The sequence below is a fragment of the Streptomyces coelicoflavus genome, from assembly GCF_045041415.1.
GTDB classification, from domain to species: Bacteria; Actinomycetota; Actinomycetes; order Streptomycetales; family Streptomycetaceae; genus Streptomyces; species Streptomyces coelicoflavus.
Genome location: NZ_CP108218.1, coordinates 221998 through 246111, shown reverse-complemented (window position 1 = coordinate 246111; position 24114 = coordinate 221998). Strand labels below are relative to the sequence as shown.

The 24114-nt window shown below is 73.8% G+C and carries 18 protein-coding genes; 10 read left to right on the top strand and 8 right to left on the bottom strand.

The annotated features are described in order from the left end of the window. Positions 1–120 precede the first annotated feature (120 nt). Together OHA99_RS01075 and OHA99_RS01070 are read left to right on the top strand one after the other, a co-directional pair. Positions 121–798, top strand: coding sequence for a hypothetical protein (locus OHA99_RS01075; protein ID WP_153176274.1), 678 nt, complete (start codon positions 121–123; stop codon positions 796–798). Between the two features lie 147 nt (positions 799–945). Beyond that, positions 946–2652, top strand: coding sequence for a cellulase family glycosylhydrolase (locus OHA99_RS01070; protein WP_405693530.1), 1707 nt, complete (start codon positions 946–948; stop codon positions 2650–2652). Positions 2653–2679: 27 nt separating this feature from the next. Here OHA99_RS01070 and OHA99_RS01065 read toward each other — a convergent pair whose 3' ends face one another. Then, positions 2680–2901 (bottom strand): hypothetical protein, encoded by a 222-nt coding sequence (locus tag OHA99_RS01065; protein ID WP_153176272.1) that lies wholly within the window; start codon positions 2899–2901, stop codon positions 2680–2682. On the opposite strand from OHA99_RS01065, the gene OHA99_RS01060 reads away from it, so the two are divergent. From OHA99_RS01060 to OHA99_RS01050, 3 genes are read left to right on the top strand one after another with little or no spacing between them, the layout of a single operon-like run. Then, the gene (locus tag OHA99_RS01060) at positions 2894–3244 is read left to right on the top strand and encodes a hypothetical protein (RefSeq protein WP_228125996.1); all 351 of its coding nucleotides are present in this window, start codon (positions 2894–2896) and stop codon (positions 3242–3244) included. The genes OHA99_RS01065 and OHA99_RS01060 overlap by 8 nt on opposite strands. Positions 3245–3297: 53 nt before the next feature. Then, positions 3298–3987, top strand: coding sequence for a response regulator transcription factor (locus OHA99_RS01055; RefSeq protein WP_007389603.1), 690 nt, complete (start codon positions 3298–3300; stop codon positions 3985–3987). After that, positions 3984–5312 (top strand): ATP-binding protein, encoded by a 1329-nt coding sequence (locus OHA99_RS01050; protein ID WP_405693528.1) that lies wholly within the window; start codon positions 3984–3986, stop codon positions 5310–5312. Before OHA99_RS01055 ends, OHA99_RS01050 begins: the two co-directional genes overlap by 4 nt. 50 nt (positions 5313–5362) lie before the next feature. Here the strand turns inward: OHA99_RS01050 and OHA99_RS01045 are convergent, their stop codons facing one another. After that, positions 5363–6244, bottom strand: a complete 882-nt coding sequence (locus OHA99_RS01045; RefSeq protein WP_381500969.1) for a CAP domain-containing protein — start codon at positions 6242–6244, stop codon at positions 5363–5365. Positions 6245–6709: 465 nt separating this feature from the next. Here OHA99_RS01045 and OHA99_RS01040 point away from each other — a divergent pair, with 465 nt between their 5' ends. From OHA99_RS01040 to OHA99_RS01025, 4 genes are all read left to right on the top strand, one after another. Beyond that, positions 6710–6988: an acyl carrier protein gene (locus OHA99_RS01040; RefSeq protein WP_405693526.1), complete on the top strand. Its 279-nt coding sequence runs from the start codon at positions 6710–6712 to the stop codon at positions 6986–6988. After that, positions 6985–8271 carry a beta-ketoacyl synthase gene (locus tag OHA99_RS01035; protein ID WP_153176266.1) on the top strand — a complete coding sequence of 429 codons (1287 nt, stop codon included), beginning with the start codon at positions 6985–6987 and terminating at the stop codon, positions 8269–8271. The genes OHA99_RS01040 and OHA99_RS01035 overlap by 4 nt, the downstream gene beginning before the upstream one ends. Further along, positions 8268–9269: an ACP S-malonyltransferase gene (locus tag OHA99_RS01030; protein ID WP_405693524.1), complete on the top strand. Its 1002-nt coding sequence runs from the start codon at positions 8268–8270 to the stop codon at positions 9267–9269. The genes OHA99_RS01035 and OHA99_RS01030 overlap by 4 nt, the downstream gene beginning before the upstream one ends. Before the next feature lie 129 nt (positions 9270–9398). Then, positions 9399–12773, top strand: a complete 3375-nt coding sequence (locus OHA99_RS01025) for a pyruvate carboxylase (protein WP_153181610.1) — start codon at positions 9399–9401, stop codon at positions 12771–12773. Positions 12774–12836: 63 nt separating this feature from the next. Here OHA99_RS01025 and OHA99_RS01020 read toward each other — a convergent pair whose 3' ends face one another. After that, the gene (locus OHA99_RS01020) at positions 12837–15383 is read right to left on the bottom strand and encodes a discoidin domain-containing protein (protein WP_405693522.1); all 2547 of its coding nucleotides are present in this window, start codon (positions 15381–15383) and stop codon (positions 12837–12839) included. Between the two features lie 210 nt (positions 15384–15593). Between OHA99_RS01020 and OHA99_RS01015 the strand changes: the two genes are divergently transcribed. Beyond that, positions 15594–15962 (top strand): hypothetical protein, encoded by a 369-nt coding sequence (locus OHA99_RS01015; protein ID WP_153176263.1) that lies wholly within the window; start codon positions 15594–15596, stop codon positions 15960–15962. Between the two features lie 48 nt (positions 15963–16010). Here OHA99_RS01015 and OHA99_RS01010 read toward each other — a convergent pair whose 3' ends face one another. The 5 genes from OHA99_RS01010 to OHA99_RS00990 form a co-directional block, all read right to left on the bottom strand. Then, positions 16011–17537, bottom strand: coding sequence for a CHAD domain-containing protein (locus OHA99_RS01010; protein ID WP_405693520.1), 1527 nt, complete (start codon positions 17535–17537; stop codon positions 16011–16013). Positions 17538–17565: 28 nt separating this feature from the next. Continuing rightward, entirely contained in the window at positions 17566–18738 is a 1173-nt protein-coding gene (locus OHA99_RS01005; RefSeq protein ID WP_153176261.1) for a M23 family metallopeptidase, read from the bottom strand. A 129-nt stretch (positions 18739–18867) separates the two neighbouring features. Then, the gene (locus OHA99_RS01000) at positions 18868–21531 is read right to left on the bottom strand and encodes a SpoIIE family protein phosphatase (protein ID WP_405693518.1); all 2664 of its coding nucleotides are present in this window, start codon (positions 21529–21531) and stop codon (positions 18868–18870) included. A gap of 267 nt (positions 21532–21798) precedes the next feature. Further along, the gene (locus OHA99_RS00995; RefSeq protein WP_366471637.1) at positions 21799–23124 is read right to left on the bottom strand and encodes an alpha-glucosidase/alpha-galactosidase; all 1326 of its coding nucleotides are present in this window, start codon (positions 23122–23124) and stop codon (positions 21799–21801) included. Beyond that, on the bottom strand, positions 23121–24077 hold the full coding sequence (locus tag OHA99_RS00990; RefSeq protein WP_405693515.1) for a carbohydrate kinase family protein: 957 nt from the start codon (positions 24075–24077) through the stop codon (positions 23121–23123). Before OHA99_RS00990 ends, OHA99_RS00995 begins: the two co-directional genes overlap by 4 nt. Between the last annotated feature and the right edge of the window lie 37 nt (positions 24078–24114).

Below are 24114 nucleotides of genomic sequence, written 5' to 3'. Positions count from 1 at the left end.
GTTCTCCCGGTCGTTCGAGTGGTCGTTACGCCCTACTGACAGCGCAGCCCGGGAATGTGTGACAGGAGCCTCCTCCTCCCCCCCCGCCTCGCGCCCCGCGCGCCGCGAGAGAATGCGTGTATGACTCCTTCCCGTTCGCTCGCCACCGCCGAGGAGATACACGCCCACCTCGTCGACCAGTTGAACCAGGCGCTCCGCAAGACCGGCATGTTCGGGGGCGAGTTGGCCCTCCGGATCCTGCTGGAGCACCTGCTGTTCGTCGAAGGCCGGCCGGAGGCGTTCGCCCGGCAGCGGCAGGACTGGGAGGACCGTGGTCTCTGGTCCGCCACCGGTATCACCGGGGCCTTCCGCGAGGTGATACCCGGGCGGAACTACGAGTACGGCATGGCCTCGGTGTACGCGGAGTTCGCGCAGCGAAGCGGCTGGCTCGAGCCGGACCGGGTCCTCGGACAGGAGGAGTACGCGTCCCTCACGGCCCGGGTCCGGCAGTGGGCCCGGGAAGACCGCACGTGGGAGGATGTGACGGCGGAGTTCGGCGCTCCCTCGGTGCTCTTCGGGAGCCCCAACCCGCGCTACGGCAAGACGCTCGGCTACCTCGGCAGGGACCCGGAGCGGCCGATGGTGCTGTTCCACCTGTGGAACGGCAGCGACTCCGAGCCCGGCGGGTGGCCGCCCGACCACGAGCAACCGCTGCTCCTCGCGGTGCGCTTCGGCGAGGGCCCGTTCCACGGCTCCCTCACCTTCACACCCCAGGGCGAGCGCAGGAAACCACCGGCCGACCAGTGCCTGCCGCAGTAGCCGGGCCGGCCTGGCAAGCGTTTTCTGCCGGACTCCTTGACGTGTACGCGGCGCGATGAGTTTCATGGTGTGCCGGTCGTGTGGGAGCGCTCCCACACGTCTCTTCCCGTCGTCGCCCGTGTCCGCACTACCCCAGTTGGAGTCGCCGTGCGCACAGCAAGACGCGATACACCAGCCCCGAAGACGCTCGTCGCCCGCCTCCTGACCGGCCTGGCCGCGCTGGTCGCGCTGGTCGTCGTCGGCGCCCTGGCCCCGGGGGCGGCCGTGGCCCAGTCGCCCGGGGCCGGTACCGCCGGAGACCGGTCGGCCGCCGCGCCCGCGGCCGGCCTGCACATCGGTGAGGGCCGGCTCCTCGAGGGCAACGGCAACGACTTCGTGATGCGCGGGGTCAACCACGCCCACACCTGGTACCCCGCCGAGACGCAGTCGCTGGCGGACGTCAAGGCACTGGGCGCCAACAGCGTCCGGGTCGTCCTCTCCGACGGGTACCGCTGGAGCGAGAACGGTCCCGAGGACGTCGCCGCCGTCATCGAGCAGTGCAAGGCCAACCGGCTGATCTGCGTCCTGGAGGTGCACGACACCACCGGGTACGGCGAGGACACCGCGGCCGGCACCCTCGACCACGCGGCCGACTACTGGATCGGCCTCAAGGACGTGCTGGCCGGCCAGGAGGACTACGTCGTCGTCAACATCGGCAACGAGCCCTGGGGCAACACCGACCCCGCCGGCTGGACCGAGCCGACCGTCGCCGCGATCGGGAAGCTGCGCGCCGCCGGACTCCGGCACACCGTCATGGTGGACGCGCCCAACTGGGGCCAGGACTGGCAGGGCGTCATGCGTGCCAACGCGCAGAGCGTCTACGACGCCGACCCCACCGGCAACCTGATCTTCTCCATCCACATGTACAGCGTCTTCGACACCGCCCAGGAGATCACCGACTACCTGAACGCCTTCGTCGACGCGCGACTCCCCCTCCTCATCGGCGAGTTCGGCGGCCCCGCCGACCAGTACGGCGACCCCGACGAGGACACCATGATGGCCACCGCCGAACAGCTCGGACTCGGCTACCTGGCCTGGTCGTGGAGCGGCAACACCGACCCGGTCCTCGACCTGGCGACCGACTTCGACCCGAGCAGGCTCAGCGACTGGGGCGAACGCATCTTCCACGGCGTCAACGGCATCGCCCAGACCTCGAAGGAGGCCACCGTCTACGCCGACGGCGCCCCGGACGACACGCAGGCCCCGACGCCTCCCGGCACACCGGGCGCCACCGCGGTCACGGACACCTCCGTCACGCTCGGCTGGACCGCCGCCACCGACGACACCGCGGTCACCGGCTACGACGTCGTCCGGGTCGACGACGGCACCGAGACCCGGACCGCCGCCTCGACGACCACCACCGCCACCGTGACCGGCCTCACCGCCGGCACCACGTACACCTTCGCCGTCTACGCCCGCGACGCGGCCGGCAACCGCTCCGCCCGGTCCGCCGCCGTGGAGGTCACCACCGACGAGGGCGGCGGCACCCCGGACGGTGCCTGCTCCGTCGGATACCGCGTCGTGGGCGAGTGGCCCGGCGGCTTCCAGGGCGAGATCGCCGTCCGCAACACCGGGAGCACCGCCATCACCCCCTGGACGCTCGCCTTCGCCTTCCCGGACGGCCAGACCATCACCCACATGTGGGGCGGCACCGCCACCCAGAACGCCGGCGCGGTGAGCGTCGCCCCCGCCTCCTACACCGCCACCATCCCGGCCGGCGGCACGGTCACCCTCGGCTTCACCGCGCAGAAGGGCGCCACCAACACCGCACCGGCCGCGTTCAGTCTCGACGGGGCGGCCTGCGCCACGCCCTGACCGAGCGGAGGGCGCGGGTGAGGAACGTCACCACGACACCTCGCGGACGTCGGCCCGGCTCTGCGGCTGTGTCGTCGCGGTGATCTCCGAGCGGTGACGGCTCGCCGTGAACGTCACCTTCAGCGTCTGCGGCGCGCCCTGCTCCGTACTCACCGTGAAGCCCCGGTTCGGCACCGCCGAGATCAGGCACACCCCGCCGCCACCGAACCGTACGGTCGCCTTGCCGCCCTCGGACGGCACCGTGTACACGCCGGCCCCGCCCTCCTCGCATCCCTGGTCGCCCCCGCCCGTGGGCGGCCGCGGGGGAGTGGTGCTGGGGCTCGGCGTCGGCGTCGGCGTGGGTGTCCGGGTGGGCTCCGGCGGCTTCTCGCCGGTGCGGGACGGCGGCGGGCTGGGCCTCCGGCTGGTCGGCGACGGGGACGGAGAGGGCTTCACCGTCTTGGAGACGGTCGGCCGGGGTGAGGCCGGGAGCTCCTTCGGCGCCGTCTGCGCGACCGGCGCCGTCGGCCGGGTCGAGCCCACCACGAAGTGGATCGTGATGATGACGGCCGTGACACTGGCCGCCGTGCAGGACAGCCAGATGATCAGGTAGCGCAGGAGGCGGGACACGACACCATAGTGACGGACCGGCTAACGTGCCTGCCCATGGCCTCCGTACTTGTCGTCGAGGACGACCCTGTGATCCGGGCCGCGCTGATCGAGGTCCTCACCGGACACGGCTATGCGGTGAAGACCGCACACCAGGGTTTCGAGGCGCTGCGCGACATCACCCAGAGCCCGCCGGACATCGTCGTGCTCGACCTCGGGCTGCCCGACCTCGACGGCCTCGACGTACTGCGGATGATCCGGGGCATATCCCGCGTCCCGGTGCTGGTCGCCACCGCCCGGGACGAGGAGTCCGAGATCATCCGGCTGCTCAACGCCGGGGCCGACGACTACATGGTCAAGCCCTTCTCCGGCGGCCAGCTCGCGGCCCGGCTCGCCGCCGTGCTGCGCCGCTCGACACCCGACGACCTCAGGGCCGTACGGCGGCCCGTCCTCCAGGTCGCCGACCTGCGCATCGACCCCACCGCCCGCACCGCCCACCTCGCCGGCCGGGAACTCCCCCTCACCCGGCGCGAGTTCGACCTGCTCGCCTACCTGGCCGCCAACGCCGACCAGGTCATCTCGCGACAGCGCATCCTCGCCGAGGTGTGGCAGCAGCCGTACGTCGAGGACCAGACGGTGGACGTCCATCTCTCCGCGCTCCGCCGCAAAATGGGCGAGAAAGCGCGAAAGCCCCGCTACCTCCACACCGTGCGGGGCATCGGGATCAAGCTGGTCAGCGCGCCATGAGACGTGCCCTCGCCGGGATCGCCCTGGCCGTCACCTCGATGGTGGCGCTGTCCTTCCTCATCCCGCTCGCCCTCCTCGTCCGCGAGCAGGCCCGGGACCGGGTCACCACCGCCGCCGAGCAGCGTGCCGCGGCCCTCTCGCCGGTGCTCGCCCTCACCACCCGGCGCGCCGACGTCCAGCAGGCCGTCGCGGAACTCGGCTCCGCCGACCAACTGGTCGTACGGCTGCCCGACGGCGGCTTCGTCGGGACCCCGCACGCGCCCGAGGAGGCGCTCGACCGGGCCGTACGGGGGCGCGAGACGCTCGCCGTGGACACTCCGCACGGCTGGGCGTACCTCCAGCCCGTCGTCCTGCGGGGCGAGCGGGTCGCGGTCGTCGAGGCCTACGTGCCGGCCGCGGACCTCACCCGGGGCGTCACGGCCTCGTGGGGCGTGATGGCCCTGCTCGCCGTCGGCCTGGTGGGCGGCTCGGTGCTGGTCGCCGACCGGCTGGGTGCCCGCGTGGTCCGCTCCTCCCGCGGTCTCAAGCGGGCCTCGCTCGCCCTCGGCTCCGGCGACCTCGGCGTACGGGTGGAACCGGACGGCCCACCGGAGCTCCAGGAGGCGGGCGTGGCGTTCAACACCATGGCCGACCGGGTCGTCGACCTGCTCGCCGTCGAACGCGAACTGGTCGCGGACCTCTCGCACCGGCTGCGCACCCCGCTGACCGCCCTCTACCTGGAGGCCGACCGGATGGGCGCGTCGCCGAGCGCGCGGCGGGTCACGGAGGCGGCGGGGCAGCTCGAGCGCGAGCTGGACTCGATCATCGCGGCGGCCCGCACCCCCTTGGCGTCGGCGCAGGTCGCCGGGGCCGGTGCGGGTGTGTCCAAACCGTGCGACGTGGCCGAGGTGGTCGCGATGCGCCTGGACTTCTGGTCGGTGCTCGCCACCCAGCAGGAGCGGCCGTTCGAGCGCTCCCTCACCCCGCGTCCGGCGCCCGTGGCCTTTCCCGAGGACGACCTCGCCGCCGTCGTCGACGCCCTGATCGGCAACGTCTTCCGGCACACCCCGCGGGGCACCCGCTTCCTGGTGCGCGTGGAACGGCGGGAGAGGCACGTGCACCTCACCGTCGACGACGCCGGACCCGGGGTGGCGGATCCGGAGGCGGCACTCACCCGGGGCGTCAGCGTCGGCGGTTCCACCGGGCTCGGCCTGGACATCGTGGCCCGGGCCGCCCGTACGGCGGACGGCGAACTGACGATCACCCGCGCGCCGCTCGGGGGCGCGCGGGTGCGGGTGTCGTTCGCCCTGGCGGACGCGGGTGCGGGCGGCAACGGGCAACGGTAGGCGTGTCGCAGGGGGAGCGAGGGTTTCGGCGGGTGGTGGGGTGACCGCCGTCAGCGGCCGGTGCCGAAGTCCTGGGTCCACCAGGGGCCGCCGTCGCCGAAGTGGACGCCGACGCCGAGCTCCTTGAAGGAGCAGTTGAGTATGTTCGCCCGGTGTCCCGGGCTGTTCATCCAGGAGTCCATCACCGAGGCGGCGTCCGCCTGGCCCCGGGCTATGTTCTCGCCCAGCGTCGACCACTGGTAGCCGGCGGCCTCGACCCGGCTCGCCATGGTGGAGCCGTCGGGGCCCGTGTGGGACATCACGCCGCTGCTCGCCATGACGTCGCTGTAGTCGTCCGCCGCCCGGGTCAGCCTGTCGTTCGCGGTGACCGGGGAGCAGCCCGCCGCGGCCCGCTCCTCGTTCACCAGCGCGAGGACCTGGGCCTCGGCTCCACCGGTCGCGCCGGAGTCGGAGCCGGTGCCGGAACCCGAGCCCGATCCGCTGCCCGCCGCCGATCCGCTGCCGCCGCCGGACGACCCGTTGCCGCCCGACCCGTCGCCGCCGCTCTTCTTGGTGGCCCTGACGGGCGTCTTGGACGCGGGTGCGGGCGCCTTGGCGGCGCTGGTCGTCGGGCTCGCCGTCTTCTTCGGCTTCTTCTCCGGCTCCGCGCTCTCGCTCGGGGAACCGCTCGCCGTCACGCTCGGGCTCGCCGACGCGGACGCGAGCGGTGCCGCACCGCCCGCCGCGTCCTCGGCGTTCGGTGCCCGGTCCGCGGCGTTCGCCGTGACCCGGTCCGAGGCCCCGCCGTCGTCGCCGTCGGTGACGGCCAGCGTGATGCCGACGCCGGCGGTCAGGGTGACGGCGCCGAGGGCCAGCGCGGTACCGCGGGTCCTGAGCCCGCCGCGGGGACGGGCGTGGGAGCGGGACGGGCGAGCGGCTCGGCGGGAACCCATGCGCAGGACACCTCGGCTTGTCGGTCGGCTGACGGAACCCCCGTACCCGGTGGACGCGACCGCGCCCACCGGGACTGTGGGGGGTGTTCGAGAGCCTAGGACGCGACCGGCGTGGAAACGGCCTTCGAAGGTCATCTTCAGAAAGCCTTAAAGGAGCCGCCAAAGTCCGTTGAGGAACCGCGGCGCCATCACCACCCGCCCCTTACGCGCCCGCCGCCCGGCACCCTCGGTCCGCGGCGGGGCGCTTCACAGTGAAAGAAGGACAGGGGGGCCCGCACGACCCCCTGGTGTGCCCCCGACGCACCGCCGTCACCCCCGGCCCGGCGCTTGCCGCGCCGGACGGCCGGACAGCCTGTCGGCGTGCGACCGGCAGATCGCCGGACACCGCCGGCGCACCCGAGGGGACCGGGTCCTCCCGCCCACCGCCCCCGGGTGCGCCGTGCACGGACCGAGGAGGAACCGGACATGCCGCCCACCGCCGACGAACGACAGCTGCTCGAGGAAGTACGGGACCTGCTGGCCGCCACGGTCGAGGACCTCACCGTGGAGGAGATCGGACCCGACTCCTCCCTCCAGGACGACCTGGGCGTCGACTCGCTGGCCCGACTGGAACTGGTCGCCGCGATCGAGGACCGCTGGCAGATCGAGGTGCCGCAGGAGCAGGCGGAACGGCTCACGACGGTGCGGCAGATCGCCGAGCACCTCGCCGAAGCCGTCGCCGCCCCCACGGGCGGCACCGCGTGAGCCCACGGCACGCGGCCGACCCGGCCCCGGAGGACCGGGCCGCCGTCGTCACGGGGCTGGGACTGACGACCGCGCTGGGCGGAGACGTCCCGGCCACCTGGCGGGCCCTCCTCGACGGCGTGTGCGGTGTCGAGCGCGTCGACTTCGCGGAGCCGGAGGGGCCCGCGCAGGTGTACCTCGCGGCCCCGGCCGCGGTCGACCCCGGGGCAGCTCTGCCGTCCGCCAAGGCGGCGCACTGCGACCGGGCGGCGCAGTTCGCCCTCGTCGCCGCCCGGGAGGCCGTCCGAGACGCCGGGTTCCCGGACGTGTCGGCGCTCGCCGCGCAGGGCTCGCGGGTGGCCGCGGTCGTCGGGGTGGGGCTGGGCGGTCTCACCAGCATCCTGGAGCAGAACCGCCGCCTCCAGGACCAGGGACCGGGGCGGGTGAGCCCGCGCACCATCCCGGTCATGCTGCCCAACCACCCGGCCGCCGAAGTGGGGCTGATGGTGGGCGCCAAGGGAGGGGTGCACGCCCCGGTCAGTGCCTGCGCCTCCGGGGCCGAGGCCCTCGCCCAGGCGCTCGGCATGATCCGGGACGGCCGGGCCGACCTCGTGGTCGCGGGCGGCGCCGAGGCCGCGCTGCACCCGCTCGCCCTGGCCGGGTTCGCGCGACTGCGGGCGCTCTCCCGGCGCCACGACGACCCCAAGGGGGCGTCCAGACCCTTCGACGCCGACCGGGACGGTTTCGTGATGGGGGAGGGGGCCGGCATGCTCGTCGTCGAGAGCGCCCGGCATGCCGCGGCCCGCGGCGCCCGCGTCCACGGCCGGCTGACCGGAGCGGGCATCACCAACGACAGCCACCACGTGGCCCAGCCCGCGCCCGGCGGAACGGGCTGCGCGGCCGCCGTCGACGCCGCGCTGCGCGACGCCGGCCTCCTCCCGGAGCAGATCCGGCACGTCAACGCCCACGCCACCTCCACACCGCTCGGCGACCTCGGCGAGGCCCAGGCGCTGCACAGCGTCTTCGCCGGGAAGGCGGACGACATCGCGGTCAGCGCCACCAAGGGCGCCTTCGGACACACCCTCGGTGCCGCCGGCGCCATCGAGGCGGTCCTCACCGTCCTCGCCCTGCGGGACAGAACCGCACCGCCCGCGTGCAGCCTCGAACGGGTGGACCCCGAGATCCGCCTGAACGTCGTCGGCCGCGACCCCGTGGCCCTGCCCGCGGGACCCCTCGCGGCCGTCACCACGAGCATGGGTTTCGGCGGGCACAACGTCGCGCTCGCCTTCGCCGACGCCTCATGAGGGACAACGTCCCGGCCCCCACCGGCGGCACACCGCGCACCGTGCTGATGTGCCCCGGCCAGGGGGCCTACCTCCCCGGCGCCCTGCGTCACCTGGGCGACGTCCCGTCCGTCTCACGGGTGCTCGGGGAGGTGGACGCCCACACCGGCGCACTCGGCGGCACCGGACCACCCGTCGGCCGTCTCCTCACCGACGTGGCGGCACCCGCCCCCGACCGACTCGTACGCGCCCACCCCCTGGCCTTCGACCTGGCCACCTACGCCGCGGTCGTCTCCTGCGCCACCGTCCTGCTCGACCTCGCGGCCCCACGCGTCCACGCCGTGCTCGGCCACAGCGTGGGCGACCTCGCGGCCCTCACCGTGGCCGGGGTCGTCACACTCGAACAGGGCGTGCGGCTGCTGCACGTCCGCGACCGGCTGCTGCGCGACGCCGCGCTGCCGGCGGCGGGCCTGCTGGCCACCGACCTGACCGCGGAACTGGCGGCGGACCTGCTGCGCGCCGAGGACCTGCCGCAGGTGCGGATCGCCGCCCGCAACGCCCCCGGCCAGACGGTCCTGGCCGGACCCGACGACCAGTTGGCCGCCGTCCGGAGCGCGGTCCGGACGCTCGGCCGGCGCGCCACCCCGCTGACCAGCCGCACGGCCTACCACCACCCCCTGCTCGCCGAGGTGCAGCGGGCCTTCCGGCGCCTCCTGCGCGCCCAGCCCGTCGCCCCGCCCACGCTCCCCGTGTACACGGCCGCCGCACCGGGGCCCGCCCGCACCCCGGCCCAGCTGCGCACGGTGGCGGCCGCCCACCTCTCCGAGCCGCTCGCCTTCCACCGGACGCTGCGCGCGCTGCGCCTGGCCGGATTCACCACCTACCTCGACAGCGGCCCCCGGGCGCTGCTGAGCACCCTGGCCAGGGCCGGCCTGCCCGGCTGCACCACGGCGGCCCCCTCCCGCACACCGGCCGGCCTCGACCGCATCCGCCTGCGCCTGACCGCCGTCCCGCGGTGAGGAAGGCGGTCGACACGCCCGGCACGGCACCGGTACTTGACAACGCCGGGAGTGGCCCGGCTCACATGGCGTACCGAGGGCGGCGCCGACACCATGGTCTCGTCACCCGGCAGGCTGAAGGGATCAAGAATGTTCCGCAAGGTGCTGGTCGCCAACCGCGGTGAGATCGCGATCCGTGCGTTCCGTGCGGGCTACGAGCTCGGCGCGCGCACCGTCGCCGTCTTTCCGCACGAGGACCGCAACTCGCTGCACCGACTGAAGGCCGACGAGGCCTACGAGATCGGGGAGCAGGGGCATCCGGTGCGCGCGTACCTCTCCGTGGAGGAGATCGTCCGTGCCGCCCGCCGTGCGGGCGCCGACGCCGTCTACCCGGGCTACGGGTTCCTGTCCGAGAACCCCGAACTCGCCCGCGCCTGCGAGGAGGCCGGGATCACCTTCGTCGGACCCAGCGCCCAGATCCTCGAACTGACCGGCAACAAGGCCCGTGCCGTGGCCGCCGCCCGCGAGGCGGGCGTACCGGTGCTCGGCTCCTCCGCGCCCTCCACCGACGTGGACGAACTCGTGCGCGCCGCCGACGACGTCGGCTTCCCCGTGTTCGTCAAGGCGGTCGCGGGCGGCGGCGGGCGCGGCATGCGCCGCGTCGAGGAGCCCGCCCAGCTGCGCGAGGCCATCGAGGCCGCCTCCCGTGAGGCCGCGTCCGCCTTCGGCGACTCCACCGTCTTCCTGGAGAAGGCGGTCGTCGAACCCCGCCACATCGAGGTGCAGATCCTCGCCGACGCCGAGGGCAACGTCATCCACCTCTTCGAGCGGGACTGCTCCGTGCAGCGCCGCCACCAGAAGGTCATCGAGCTGGCGCCCGCGCCCAACCTCGACCCGGCCCTGCGGGAGCGGATCTGCGCCGACGCCGTGAACTTCGCCCGGCAGATCGGCTACCGCAACGCCGGCACCGTCGAGTTCCTCGTCGACCGGGACGGCAACCACGTTTTCATCGAGATGAACCCGCGCATCCAGGTCGAGCACACGGTCACCGAAGAGGTCACCGACGTCGACCTGGTCCAGTCCCAGCTGCGCATCGCCGCCGGCCAGACGCTGGCCGACCTCGGCCTCGCCCAGGAGAACATCACCCTGCGCGGCGCCGCCCTCCAGTGCCGGATCACCACCGAGGACCCGGCCAACGGCTTCCGCCCGGACACCGGGCAGATCAGCGCCTACCGCTCGCCGGGCGGCTCCGGCATCCGCCTCGACGGCGGCACCACCCACGCCGGCACGGAGATCAGCGCCCACTTCGACTCGATGCTGGTCAAGCTCTCCTGCCGGGGACGGGACTTCACCACCGCCGTGAACCGGGCCCGGCGTGCGGTCGCCGAGTTCCGCATCCGCGGCGTCGCCACCAACATCCCCTTCCTCCAGGCGGTCCTGGACGACCCCGACTTCCAGGCCGGCCGGGTCACCACCTCCTTCATCGAGCAGCGCCCGCACCTGCTCACCGCCCGGCACTCCGCCGACCGCGGCACCAAGCTGCTGACCTACCTCGCCGACGTCACGGTGAACAAGCCGCACGGCGAGCGGCCCGAGCTGATCGACCCGCTGACCAAGCTGCCGGCCGCACCCGCCGGTGAACCCCCGGCCGGCTCCCGCCAGTTGCTCACCGAGCTGGGCCCCGAGGGCTTCGCCCGCCGACTGCGCGAGTCGTCCACCATCGGCGTCACCGACACCACCTTCCGCGACGCCCACCAGTCGCTGCTCGCCACCCGGGTGCGCACCAGGGACATGCTCGCCGTGGCGCCCGTCGTCGCCCGCACCCTGCCCCAGCTGCTGTCCCTGGAGTGCTGGGGCGGCGCCACCTACGACGTCGCCCTGCGCTTCCTCGCCGAGGACCCGTGGGAGCGGCTGGCCGCCCTGCGCGAGGCGGTGCCCAACATCTGCCTCCAGATGCTGCTGCGCGGCCGCAACACCGTGGGCTACACCCCGTACCCGACCGAGGTGACCGACGCCTTCGTGGAGGAGGCCGCCGCCACCGGCATCGACATCTTCCGCATCTTCGACGCCCTCAACGACGTCGAGCAGATGCGGCCCGCCATCGAGGCGGTACGGCAGACCGGCACCGCCGTCGCCGAGGTCGCGCTCTGCTACACCGCCGACCTGTCCGACCCCTCCGAGCGGCTCTACACCCTCGACTACTACCTGCGGCTCGCCGAGCAGATCGTCAACGCCGGTGCCCATGTGCTGGCGGTCAAGGACATGGCCGGACTGCTGCGGGCCCCGGCCGCGGCGACCCTGGTCTCCGCGCTGCGCCGGGAGTTCGACCTGCCGGTGCACCTGCACACCCACGACACCACGGGCGGCCAGCTCGCCACCTACCTGGCCGCGATCCAGGCGGGCGCCGACGCCGTCGACGGAGCCGTGGCGTCCATGGCGGGCACCACCTCGCAGCCGTCGCTGTCCGCGATCGTGGCCGCCACCGACCACACCGACCGGCCCACCGGACTCGATCTCCAGGCCGTCGGCGACCTGGAGCCGTACTGGGAGAGCGTCCGCAAGGTCTACGCGCCCTTCGAGGCGGGCCTCGCCTCCCCGACCGGCCGCGTCTACCACCACGAGATCCCCGGTGGCCAGCTCTCCAACCTGCGCACCCAGGCCGTCGCGCTCGGCCTCGGCGACCGCTTCGAGGACATCGAGGGCATGTACGCCGCCGCCGACCGGATGCTGGGCCGCCTGGTGAAGGTCACCCCGTCCTCCAAGGTCGTCGGCGACCTCGCCCTGCACCTGGTCGGTGCCGGTGTCTCCCCGGCCGACTTCGAGCAGGACCCCGACCGGTTCGACATCCCCGACTCGGTCGTCGGCTTCCTCCGCGGCGAACTGGGCACCCCGCCCGGCGGCTGGCCCGAGCCCTTCCGCACCAAGGCGCTGCGGGGCCGCGCCGAGGCCAGGCCGCTCGCCGAGCTGTCCGAGGACGACCGCGACGGTCTCGAGAAGGACCGGCGGGCGACGCTCAACCGGCTGCTGTTCCCCGGCCCGGCCCGGGAGTTCGACACCCACCGGGCCTCGTTCGGCGACACCAGCGTCCTCGACAGCAAGGACTTCTTCTACGGGCTGCGTCCGGGCAAGGAGTACACGGTCGACCTCGATCCCGGCGTCCGGCTGCTCATCGAGCTCCAGGCGGTCGGCGACGCCGACGAGCGCGGCATGCGCACCGTGATGTCCACCCTGAACGGGCAGCTCCGCCCCATCCAGGTCCGCGACCGGTCGGCCGCCACCGACGTCCCGGTGACGGAGAAGGCCGACCGGGCGAACCCCGGCCACGTCGCGGCGCCGTTCGCCGGCGTGGTGACCCTCGCCGTCGCCGAGGGCGACGAGGTGGAGGCCGGGGCCACCGTGGCCACCATCGAGGCGATGAAGATGGAGGCGTCCATCACCGCGCCGAAGTCCGGCCGGGTGACCCGGCTCGCCATCAACCCCATCCAGCAGGTCGAGGGCGGCGACCTCCTCGTCCAACTGGCCTGAGGGACGCGGACTTCCGACCCGGACGGGTGACGCGCCCCGCACCACTGCGGGGCGCGTCGTCCCTCACGGGAACTGGACGACCTTGGACGGCACGGTGTCCGTCCCCGACGTGGCCGCGCCGGTGTCGTTGACGACATGGCGGTACTGGCCCATGCCGCCCAGCGAGATCACCTGGAGGTTGCGCATCCTGACCCCCGGCTTGACCGGCACCTGGAACCCGTGGTGCTGGACGATGGTCGGGTCGGCGGTGAAGTTGCAGTAGCTGCCCAGTGCCACCGCGTCGTGCTCGTTCACCGAGTCGGCGACCTTGTAGGCCGCGTAGCCGACGATGCCGTCGTGGGTGATGGCGGCCTCGTTCGGGGCGTCGTAGGCCTTCTCGTTCTGGAAGAAGATGGTCCGGCCGCGCTCACCGTTCCAGTAGACGTCGTACTTGTTGAAGTGCTCGACGAACAGTCCCGTCGCGAGGACGTCGTCGCCGTTGACCCTGAGGCCGTAGTCGGCGCGGTTGGTCTCCCAGCCGACGCCCTCGCCGTGGTCGGCACGCCAGATCCAGGTGTGGTCGATGATCACGTCGTCGCTCTCGACCACGACGGAGTCGGTGGCCCTGCCCGGTCCCGCGCCGCCGATGCGGACGAACACGTCCTGCATGGTCGTGGGGTTGGCGGAGTGGTCGGCGTTCCCGCCCGGCGTTCCGATGCGCAGCAGGGTGTCGGAGTTCTGCGGACCCGCGTCGATGAGGAAGCCCGCGAGCCGCACGCCGTCGACGTCGGCCACGTGCATGGCGTCGACGCCGCCGTCCGGAATGATCGTGGCCAGACCGAGGCCGAGCACGACGGTGTTGGCGCGGTCGACCTCGATGGTCTGGTCGATGTGGTAGACGCCGGGCGTGAACAGCAGGTGGAGGCCCTGGTCGAGCGCGGCGTTGATGGTCGCCGCCGTCGCGCCCGGCTTGACGACGTAGAACTGGCTGAGCGGCAGCGAGGTGCCACCGGCGTTGGCGGGCCAGGACACGCCGCGCGCGTTGGTCCGCTTGGCCGGGACCCGCACCTTGTACTCGTCGCCGTCCAGGTACAGGAACGGCTTCTCGCGGGAGATCGGCGTGGTGTCGAGCGTGGTGTACGGGCCGGTCTCGAAGTTGCTCGCCGGCGCGCCCTCGACGCCCGTGAACGTCATGTTCCAGACGCCGTTGGTCCAGCCGCCGACCGAGCTGTCCCGGGTGTACCACTGCTGCTGGGAGTAGGGGCCGACGGTGCCGTCGATCTTCGAGTCGGCGATGTAGCCGCCGGAGGCCCAGCCGTAGCCGTTGGGGGCGAGGTTCAGACCGCCCTTGACGTGGATCCGGCGGAACGGGGCCGCCTGGGCGACCGCCCACCGGTCGGTGCCGTTGGACGGCGTGATGGCGAGGTTCTCCGCCGAACGCCAGAAGTTCTGCGTCGCGTTGCCGTTGAACCAGCCCGCGTCCACGGTGATGTCACCGTTGATCTGCGTGTCGTCCGGGTTGAGGCCGAGACCGGAGATCGAGGTGTAGAAGCCCAGTTGGGCGTTGATCCCGTTGTAGGTGCCCGGCTTCAGCAGGAACTGGTAGCGCCCGCTGCCGAACTGGTTGGACTCCTGCTGGGCGAAGACCTGGTCGAACTTCTGCTGGAGGTTCGGCGTGGAGGGGTCCACGACGATGACGTTCGGCCCCAGGTCGCCGCCGCCCTCGACCGGGGGAGTGCCGGTGGTGCCGGTGTGCACGGCGACCTCCCACAGCGAGTAGCCGTAGCCGGTCGCGCGGGCCGTGCCGTGGATGCGGACGTAGCGGCCCGAACCGCCGACGTCGTAGGAGGCCTTGCCGCCGGTGGCGCCCGTGACGCTCTTCAGCGTCTGCCAGCTCTGCCCGTCGGAGGACGCCTCGATCCGGAAGTCCTTGGCGTAGGCGGCCTCCCAGCTCAGGTCCACCTTGCACAGGTCCTTCACGGCGCCCAGGTCGACCCGCACCCACTGCGGGTCGGCGGCCTGGCTGGACCAGCGGGTGCCGGGGTCGCCGTCGAAGGCCGCCGCGGCCGGTGTCCCGGCGTTCTCCACGGAGGAGGCCGAGGCGGGCCTGCCCTGCGCGGCGTTGGCGGTGTCGCAGGAGCCGCCCGGTGCGGTGCCGCCGGTGGTGCCGAAGACCTGGAACTCCCACAGGGAGTAGCCCCACGGGGTGGCCCGGTGCACGCCCTGCATGCGGACGTAGCGACCCTGGCCCGAGATGTCGAGGGTGTCGGTGCCGCCGTCGCCGCCGGTGACGGTCTTCGCGTCGGTCCAGGTGCTCCCGTCCGGCGAGAGCTGGATCTTGTAGTCCTTGCCGTAGGCCGCCTCCCAGTCGAGCACGACCCGGGTGACGGAGGCGGTGGCACCGAGATCGACCTGCAGCCACTGGTCGTCGCTCGCGGCCGACGACCACCGGGTGCCCATGTCGCCGTCGACGGCGTTCGCGGACGGTGTGCCGGCGTTCTCGGCCGACGACGACGTGGCCGTCCGGCCCTGGGAGAGGGGGGTGTCGGCCGCGTTGGCCGCCATCGGGGCGGGGAGGGTGACGAGCGCCGCCGTGGCGACGAGCGCGACACCCAAGGATCTGAGTCTCATACGAGAGCCTTCCGGGGTTGCGGACAGGACCGGCCAACCGCTCGACGCGGAGGCTTAGTTCAAGGTGTGATTTAAGTGGTGAGTCATCGATCCGGCAAGACTCCGGACAGGAGTTGTCAGTGCCGTGCTGAAGAATGCGGCCCATCGAGATCAACTCCGGCCGGACCGGGTAGGCGTTCTCGAGTCACTGACCTGGAAAGGCCACCGCCGATGCCGCTCACCGCCGCCGCCCGACCGCAGACCGCCGACCTCCGTGGGGCCCGGCGCCCCGACCGGCTCGGTGCCGCCGAGGCCGAGATACTGCGCATCGTCACCGACGCGCGTACACCCGTCTTCGTCACCGTGCGGGCGGGCGGGCGGCGCCGGTACAGCTACTGGCGCCCCCTGGACTCCGCCACCGGCCGGGGCGGCTGCTACGTCGCGCTGCCGACCGCCGCGTGCGACGCGCTGCACGCCGCGGGCCGGACGGTGCTCGGCGAGCCGCTCGCCGACCCGAACCGGATCATCCACCGGGTCAGCGCCACCCGCACCCCGGCGGCGCCGCTGCGCGCGCTGCCCGAGCGGGCCCGCGCGGCGTGAGTCCGGCCCGTCCCGCACACTCGTGAACGGCCGTCGTGCGTGGGCGAGTCAGGGTTCGAGCGGTGCCCGCAGCGCGGGATCCGACGCCGCCCGCCACACCTCGGGCAGCTCCCGCTGCCGGGCCTCGGCCCCCGCCCCTTCCCGGCCGTGCAGCAGTCCCCAGGTGAACGCGGACTCGCCCGCCCCGTGGGCGGCCACCGCCAGCCCTCGCAGGGTGTCCTGGGCGACCACGGCGTCCTGGTGCTCACCGAGCAGCTGCTGCACCGCCTTGGCGTGCTTGCCGAGCCGGGCGGCCGGCTTGCCGAGCGCGGGACGCGCGACCTCGGCCGCGTAGCGGAGCTTCTTGGCGGCCTTGCGCGCCTCGTGCAGCCCCGCCTCCCGCGACCGGCCGGCCGGCTGCGCCGCCGCCTGCTCCATCCGCCCGGCGAGACGGCCGTACTCCTTGAGCACCGATCGGGACATCGTAGGGGCGGGCTTGCCGGTGGCCCGGGCGCGCAGGGGTGGTTGCCGGACCAGGGCGTCCAGCGCGTCCAGGAGGCGCAGATAACGGGATGTGGCCAGGGCCTGACGCGTACGGGACCGCGCCTCGACGCCGTGGGACACCTCCCAGACCCGCAGACGGGCGGCGACGGGCCCCAGCACCAGGTCGTCCGGCAGCTCCGCCAGCGCGGCCCCGATCCGCTCGCCCAGCACCTCCTGGTCCCGCGCCACACCCAACTCTCCTGCCAGCCACCGCAGTTCCGTGCGCAGCGGATCGGTGACCCGCCGGTCGAGCACGGAGCGGTAGGAGCGCAGGCAGGCGCGCAGCCGCCGGCACGTGACGCGCATCTGGTGCACGGCGTCGGGCAGGTCACGGCGGACCGCCGGATCCAGTGACACCAGCCGGCCGGCCTGCTCGGCCACGTACGCGAGCACATACGCGCCGGGAGACCCTGCCCCCACCCCCGAAGGGTGCGCCCGCTCCACCGCCGCCCCCGTGTCCCGCAGCGCGCGGGCCAGCTTGGACGGGCTGTCGGCGCGCACGATCCCCTTCTTCCGGAGCTTCTTCTCGACGACGTCCAGCAGCCCGGGGTGCACACCGTCGGCCAGTTCGACCTCCAGCTCGCTCCACCGGGCACGGCCACCGCCGGAGGCCGCCGCGTCGGCGCGCACCTCGTCGAGGCTCAGCTCGGCGAGCAACCCGCCCTCCGCGTCGCGCAACTGCCGCACGGTCCGGGCGGACCGGATGCGTACGACGGGACGCAGCTCGGCGCCCCGTGTGCGGGACAGGACCAGCTCGCGCAGCGACTCGGGCACGTCGTCCGACAGGGGAGCCCACACCTCCTCCCGGGTGTCCCCGGTCAGTGGCAGCTTCAGGTGCCAGCCCGCGTCCGGACCGCCCGTACGGCGGCGCAACGTGGCCGAGGAACCGGCGAGCCGCTGATCCTCGGTGTCGTGGTACACCGCGTCGAGCTTCTCGGGCCCGGTCGCGGTGACCGAGGCGACGGGCCCGACGCCGGTGAGGTCGGGCAGCCCGGCGGCGCCGCCGGGGGACGGTTCGTACTTCCGCTCTGTCTCGCGCTTCGACTGGGTCATGTCGATTGCTTCGACAGGATCCGCCGGATCAAACCCCGTCCGGCACGACCCAGGGGCGCGGATCGGTGTAGTACCCGTCGAGGACGACCTCGAAGTGCAGGTGGGGGCCGGTGGACAGGCCGGTGGAGCCGACCCGCCCGATCGGGGCCCCGGCCTCCACCGTCTGTCCGACCGTCGTCTCCAGGGAGGAGAGGTGACTGTAGGTCGTCTCCACCCGCTTGCCCTGGATGGTCCCGTGGTCGATCACGATCCGGTTGCCGTACGCGCTGGTGAGCGCGGCGAACACGACCCGGCCCCGCCGAGCCGCCACGACCTGCGCGCCCTGCGGCGCGGCGAAGTCCACGCCGGTGTGCAGTTTGGTCACCCCGGTCAGCGGGTGCTCCCGGGACCCGAAGGGCGAGGTGATGGTGAGCGGGCTCACCGGCGGGGTCAGCAGGGCGCCGGCCGTCCCGCCCGCGCCGCCGGAGTCCTCCCGGTCGAGTGCCTCGTAACGGGGCACCAGGGCCTGGACCTCGTCGAGGTACGTCCTGGCCGCCGAGGGGACGCGTCCCGCCTCGGTCACGGCGTCCGGTCCCGCGGCGTACGCGGCCAGGGTCAGCTCCACGAGATCGCCGTTGATCCGCCCCTCGGTGCGCAGTTCGGTCACCTTTGCGGCCAGGGAGCAGTCCCGCCGGCCCAGCGCCATGATGGCGTCCGCCGGATCGCGGGGCGAGGACCGCCCGTTGCCGTCGTCGTCCTTGCCCCAGGTCCGCCACTCGTCGTCGGTGAAGGCGGCGATGCCCTTCTGACCCGAGAGTTCGTCCGAGTCGTCGCTCCAGCCCGAGAGCTGGTCGATCTGCGCGGCCAGGACGGACGGTTCGAGGACGGTGCAGGCCGAGGCCGCCTTGCGCAGCCAGGGGATGTACGACGGGTCGATGTCGACCGCGGCGGACGGGTCGGCGGCGGAGTCGTCGTCGGTGGCCTGGCCCGGCAGTCCGCCCAGCGCGAGGAAGGCCGCCACGCCGGTGACGGTCACGAAGGCCGGCAGCAGCAACAGGGTGACCGGCCCGGGGCCACGGCGCTTTCGCTTGCGGGGCGGCTCCGGTTGCTCCGGCTGTTCCGGCGGGAGCAACCGGTCCGCTCGTCCGGGTTCGGACATGTCCGGTTGTGGGGCGCCCGTGCCGTCGGCCGCCTGCGCCACGGTCAGCCGCTCGTCGTTCACCTGGCCGCTCGCCGGGACGTGATGCTCACGAGGGGACGGTATCTTCGCCCCGTCACCGGCGTCAGGAGCCGCCGAGGCAGAAGGAGATGCCCGAACGGGCAGGGCGGGCGGAGCCCGGTGCCCCGGTCGTCACCCCCCGGCCGGTCCCGGCCGCCGCGACGGGGGCGGCGTGGGGCGGACGGCGAGGACCGCGATGTCGTCCGTGCTGTCCGCGCCCAGGCCGATCAACAACTCGTCGCAGAACGTGTCGAGGGGCTCGTGTGCCAGGTCGGCGGCGTGCCGGCGCAGTCGCTCCAGGGCGTCGTCGATGGGCTCGTCACGACGCTCGACGAGGCCGTCGGTGTACAGCACGAGCGTCGAGTGGGCCGGCAGCTCGTGCCGCGCCGTGTCCCGGGCCATGGCGGGATCCATGCCCAGTAGCAGGCCCGCGCCGCCACCGAGGTAGCGGGCCCGGCCGTCCCGCGTGGTGAGCAGCGGCGGCGGATGTCCCGCGGAGGAGTGCTTCAGCTCCCACGGGCCGTGCGCGGAGCCCTTCAGCAGACCGTAGACACAGGTGGCGGTCGCCTCCTGGCGGAGACTGTGGTTCGCCACGTCCAGCCGGCGCAGCACCTCGGCGGGCGGCTCCTCGCGGTCCACGGCGATCCCGCGGAGCATGCTGCGCAACTGGCTCATCGTGATGGCCGCGTCCAGGTCGTGCCCCGTGACGTCGCCGATGACCAGCGCGGTGTCCCCGTGCGGCAGGACGAAGCAGTCGTACCAGTCCCCGCCGACCTGCGCGGTGGTCGAGGAGGCGGCGTAGCGGGCGGCCATCCGCAGCCCCTCGACCTCCGGCAGCGCCGGCAGCAGCGAGCGCTGGAGCCGCTCGGCGATGGAGCGGGTGTCCTGGTAGAGACGGGCGTTGTCCACCCCCAGCGCGAGGCTGTGGACCAGGTCGTCTACGAGCGTCAGGTCCTCTTCCGTGAACGGCCGCGCGCCGGGCGCGCGGGCCAGCGTCAGCGCGCCGGAGATCCGGCGGCGCGCCCGCAGCGGAGCGACGACGGCGCTGCCCGCCCCCAGCTCCCGGAACAGTCCGACGTACTCCCTGTCCAGCGCGCTCTCGGTCTGGCCGGGCTGCGGGGCGTCGACGAGCAGCAGCGGACCGGCGCCGCGCAGTACCCGGGCCAGCGGGCCGCGCGAGTCCTCGGAGACCCCCGGGAGCGCGCCCTCGTACGCCCCGGGGCGCAGGGCCCGGGGATCCCGGTGGACGACACAGGCCCGCTCCAGCCGGGTGTCGTCGGTGAACAGGTCCACCGCGCACCAGTCGGCCAGCCGCCGCGTCAGCAGCCGGCCGGCCCGCTGCAGTCCCTCCTGCAGGTCCAGGGTGTTGTTGAGCTGGGCGCCGAGCTCGGCCAGAAGAGTGAGCCGGTCCAGCGGCGACATGCCGCCCTGGACCCTGGCCCTCCTGGCGCCGCTCTCCGGGACGGCGGGTGACCGGCCCCCGTCGGGCTCTCCGACGGCGGCCTCCCTGACCCGGCCGGAAGTCCTCGGCGCGTCGAGGAACGTGGTCGCCCGCGGGACGAGCTGGGCGACGAACACGGTGCGGCCGTCGGCCGTCTCCTGGGTCTGGATGTACAGCCGGACCGGGACCAGCCGGCCGTCACGGTGCAGTGCCGGAAGCGGCACGGAGCGGCCCACGATGCGTGTGCGGCCGGTGAGCAGCATCGAGGTGAACGCCGCCGTGTGCCGCGCGCGCAGGTGCTCGGGCACGAGGGTGGTGAGGCGGCGTCCGACGAGGTCCTCCGGTGCCCAGCCCAGCAGGTCCGCCGCCGCCCCGTTGGCCGCGACGATCCGGTTGCCCTCGTCCGCGGCGATGGTCGGCGTCCTGCTGGCCCGCACCTGGCCGACGTCCCACGGCACGAGCTCGGCGGAGCTGATCTCCGGCTCCCGGGGGACCACGGTCCACGCGGTGGGCCGGCCCCCGGTGAGCTGTCCCGAGATCTCGTCGAAGAGCCATTCCTGGAAGGCACGGCCGCGAGGCAGGGCCGGCAGGGTGAGCAGCCGCTCCTGGCGCGCCCGCTCCTCGGCCAGGCCGAGGACGCGGCGCAGGGTCTCCACCGCCGGCACGGCGTCGACGGGCAGCGCGAGGGGCAGGGTGTCCAGCCCGGAATCGGCGGCCGGTTCCTCCAGCGCCGCCGTCACACCGGCACTGATCACGTTGTTGACGTCGTTGGCCGTCGCGAGGTCCTCGGGTGCCGCCCCGAGGAGGTCTCCCGCGGACGCGGCGAGGGTGAGCTCGCGCAGCACCCCGTGCCGGTGCTGCCGGCACGACGCCTCCAGGGCGGTCGGCACGTCGACGAGCGTCACCGTCCGTTCGTCGGGCCGCGGCGGCACGGCGGTCTCCCACCCGGAGGACGGCGGCGACGGCCCGTCGTGCCACAGCTCGAACCACACCGTCTTGCCCGCGTCGTCGCCGTCCGCCCCGTACCGCGAGGCCAGCTGCTCCACCAGGGCCAGTCCCTGACCCGTACCGGCGTACGGCGAACAGCGCTGCGGTACCAGTCCGCGGCCCGGCCGCCCGTCCCCGACCCGTACCCGCACCCGGCCGTCGAGGCGTGCCACGCTCACCTCCACCACGGTGCGCGCGTGCAGCACCGCGTTGGTGACCAGCTCGCTCACCAGCAGCTCGGCCGTGCCCACCCGGTCCGCGGGGGACCCGTCCAGCGCGGCACGCACGAACCGGCGTGCCGCCGCCACGCTCCGCGGCCCGTCGGGAAAGCGCCGTGACACCGCCGTCGGCGGATCGGAACCACCCATGACCTCAGTGTGTGCCCGGTACGGCGGGCCCCGCAGCGCGCGCCGCCCGGACGCCCCGCGCTCCGGGGAACGATCCCGTCCGCCGGTCGGGTGACGCATCCAGTGAAACGCGGGGTGGGAGCGCCGCCGCGGGGCGGGGGTGAAAGGTTCGGGCCGGTCGCCGCGCACCGGGTCTGGCAGGCGGCCGGTTACTCCGATAGCTTGCTGGTGCGGCCCCGCGTTCTCCCCCGTACGCGGGGCCGCACCAGTGCGGCCGTGCCGGTCGGCTCAGAGGGCGAGTGCGCCGCGCAGCCCCGGTTGCAGCAGGTCCCCGTGGGCGCGGACCATGTCGTCGCACAGCCGCCAGATCTCCTCGACCGTGAGGGTCGCCGCCGTCGCCGGGTCGGCCATCGCCGCGTGCCTGATGTGCCGCGGATCGTCCTCCGTCGCCGCCCGCACCACCAGGTCGGTGGTGCTCAGGTAGGCCCGGTTGAGGGCCGCCAGCTGCGGGGGCAGCGCGCCGATCCGGGTGGGCCGGACGCCCGTGGAGTCGACCAGGCAGGGCACCTCGACGGTGCCCCGGGCGGGCAGGTTCTCGATCAGGCCGTGGTTGGGCACGTTGCCGTAGACCGTGCGGGGGGTGCCGGTCACGATGCTGTGGATGATCTGCGGGGCGTACTCCATCGTGCCCTCGACCGTGAGCGGCGCCCCGCAGGCCAGGGCGTCGCGGGTGCGCTCGTACTCCGCCACGTTCTCGTCCACGATGCCCAGGTAGGCGCCGACGGGCAGCCGCAGCCGGTCGATCTCGCTGTCGTGGTGCAGGTACCAGGGGACGTACTCGGCCGAGTGCTCGCTGGTCTCCGTCGGGTAGTGGCCCAGGCGCCGGTACATGTCCATGCGGACCCGGCGGCGCAGTTGCGGGTCCTCGTCGATCAGGGCGTCGAGGCGCGGGTGGAGGTCCCGGCCCCCGTGCTCCAGGCGCAGCACCCACGCCTGATGGTTGACGCCCGCCGCCTCGTAGGTGACCTCCTCGTAGGGGACCTTCAGCAGCTCGCACAGGCCCTGGATCGTCCAGTAGACGGAGTGGCACAGGCCCACCACCCGCGTCAGCCCGGTCGCCTCGGCGAGGTACTGGACGTTCATCGCCATCGGGTTGGTGTAGTTGAGCAGCCAGGCGTCCGGGCAGACCTCGACGATGTCCTCGCCGAGCGCCCTGAGCAGCGGGAAGGTGCGCAGCGCGCGGAAGACCCCGCCGACGCCGAGGGTGTCGCCGATGGTCTGGCGCAGTCCGTACCGGGCCGGCACCTCGAAGTCGGTACGGGTCGCCTCGCCCATGCCGACCTGCACGATGTTGATGACGAAGTCGGCGCCGGCCAGGGCCTCGCGGCGGTCGGCGTGGGCGGTGACGCGCGGCCGGGCGCCGCGTTCGGCGGCGATGTACTCGGCGGCCGCGCGCGCGGTGGCCAGGCGCTCCGCGTCGATGTCGTGCAGCGCGATGTGCGCGGACTTCAGCTCGTCGAACGCGAAGAGGTCGGCGAGCAGGCCCTGGGTGAAGACGACGCTGCCGGCTCCGACGAAGGTGATCCTGGGTGCGGTCGGGTGGGCGGTGCTCATGCGGGGTTCTCTCCGTTACGGGTGACCTGGGCGAACGCTTCGTCCCAGGTGGGCTGGGCGGTGGTGCCGCCGTGCGCGCGGGTGGACAGCGCGCCGCAGACGGCGGCGAGTCCGAGGGCCTCGGGCAGGGCGAGCCCGGCGAGGAGCGCGGCGACGAAACCGGCGTCGAAACTGTCGCCGGCACCCACCGTGTCCACGGGCCGGGCCGGGACGCCGGACGTGGTGAGCAGGGTGCGCCCGTCGTGGCACAGGGCGCCCTCGGCGCCGTTCTTGACGACGACCGTCGGCCCCCGGCGGGCGAGCGCGGCGGCGCACTCGCCGAGGTCCGGGGTGCCGATCCCGGCCAGCTGCCGGGCCTCGGCCGCGTTGGGCAGCAGATAGTCGGTGTGCGGGAGTACGGCCTCCAGACCGGCCGGGTCCCAGCGGCCGGCGGGGTCGTCGTTGGTGTCGAGGGACGTCGTCGCACCGTGGGCGCGCGCGGTGCGCAGCAACTCGGGCAGCGCGGTGGCGAGTCCGGGGAGCAGGAAGTACGACGCGGCGTGCACGTGCCGGGCCGTGCTCAGCAGTTCGGCCGGAACGTCCGCCGCCGTGGTGGCCGGCAGCGTGCCCGGCGCCGTGACGATGGCCCGGTCGTCCTCCCGGGTGAGGACCACGGTGAGCGGGGTCGGCAGCCGCGGATCGACGAGCAGGGCGCCCGTGTCGACCCCGTGCGCGTCGAGGGTGTCGCGGACGTAACGGCCGGCGTCGTCGTCGCCCACGCGGCCGGCGAACGCCACCCGCAGTCCGAGGCGGGCGGCGCCGCACGCCATGATCGCGGCGGAGCCGCCGAGGGTGAGGGCACCGTCGGGGACGAGCTGTTCGCGCTGTCCGAAGGCGAGGGGGGAGTCGAGGGGCCCCACCACGACGTCGGGATTGGCGTCTCCGACGACGAGCAGGTCGAGGCTGTGCGGCATGGGTCTTCCCTGGAGTGACGGCGGACGGGCGGAGGGC

Bases quoted from the DNA above. Each gene is read 5' to 3' on its own strand.
- OHA99_RS01075 (WP_153176274.1), top strand. From the start codon at position 121: ATGACTCCTTCCCGTTCGCTCGCCACCGCCGAGGAGATACACGCCCAC.
- OHA99_RS01055 (WP_007389603.1), top strand. From the start codon at position 3,298: ATGGCCTCCGTACTTGTCGTCGAGGACGACCCTGTGATCCGGGCCGCG.
- OHA99_RS01050 (WP_405693528.1), top strand. From the start codon at position 3,984: ATGAGACGTGCCCTCGCCGGGATCGCCCTGGCCGTCACCTCGATGGTG.
- OHA99_RS01045 (WP_381500969.1), bottom strand. From the start codon at position 6,244: ATGGGTTCCCGCCGAGCCGCTCGCCCGTCCCGCTCCCACGCCCGTCCC.
- OHA99_RS01040 (WP_405693526.1), top strand. From the start codon at position 6,710: ATGCCGCCCACCGCCGACGAACGACAGCTGCTCGAGGAAGTACGGGAC.
- OHA99_RS01030 (WP_405693524.1), top strand. From the start codon at position 8,268: ATGAGGGACAACGTCCCGGCCCCCACCGGCGGCACACCGCGCACCGTG.
- OHA99_RS01025 (WP_153181610.1), top strand. From the start codon at position 9,399: ATGTTCCGCAAGGTGCTGGTCGCCAACCGCGGTGAGATCGCGATCCGT.
- OHA99_RS01020 (WP_405693522.1), bottom strand. From the start codon at position 15,383: ATGAGACTCAGATCCTTGGGTGTCGCGCTCGTCGCCACGGCGGCGCTC.
- OHA99_RS01015 (WP_153176263.1), top strand. From the start codon at position 15,594: ATGCCGCTCACCGCCGCCGCCCGACCGCAGACCGCCGACCTCCGTGGG.
- OHA99_RS01010 (WP_405693520.1), bottom strand. From the start codon at position 17,537: ATGACCCAGTCGAAGCGCGAGACAGAGCGGAAGTACGAACCGTCCCCC.
- OHA99_RS01000 (WP_405693518.1), bottom strand. From the start codon at position 21,531: ATGGGTGGTTCCGATCCGCCGACGGCGGTGTCACGGCGCTTTCCCGAC.
- OHA99_RS00995 (WP_366471637.1), bottom strand. From the start codon at position 23,124: ATGAGCACCGCCCACCCGACCGCACCCAGGATCACCTTCGTCGGAGCC.
- OHA99_RS00990 (WP_405693515.1), bottom strand. From the start codon at position 24,077: ATGCCGCACAGCCTCGACCTGCTCGTCGTCGGAGACGCCAATCCCGAC.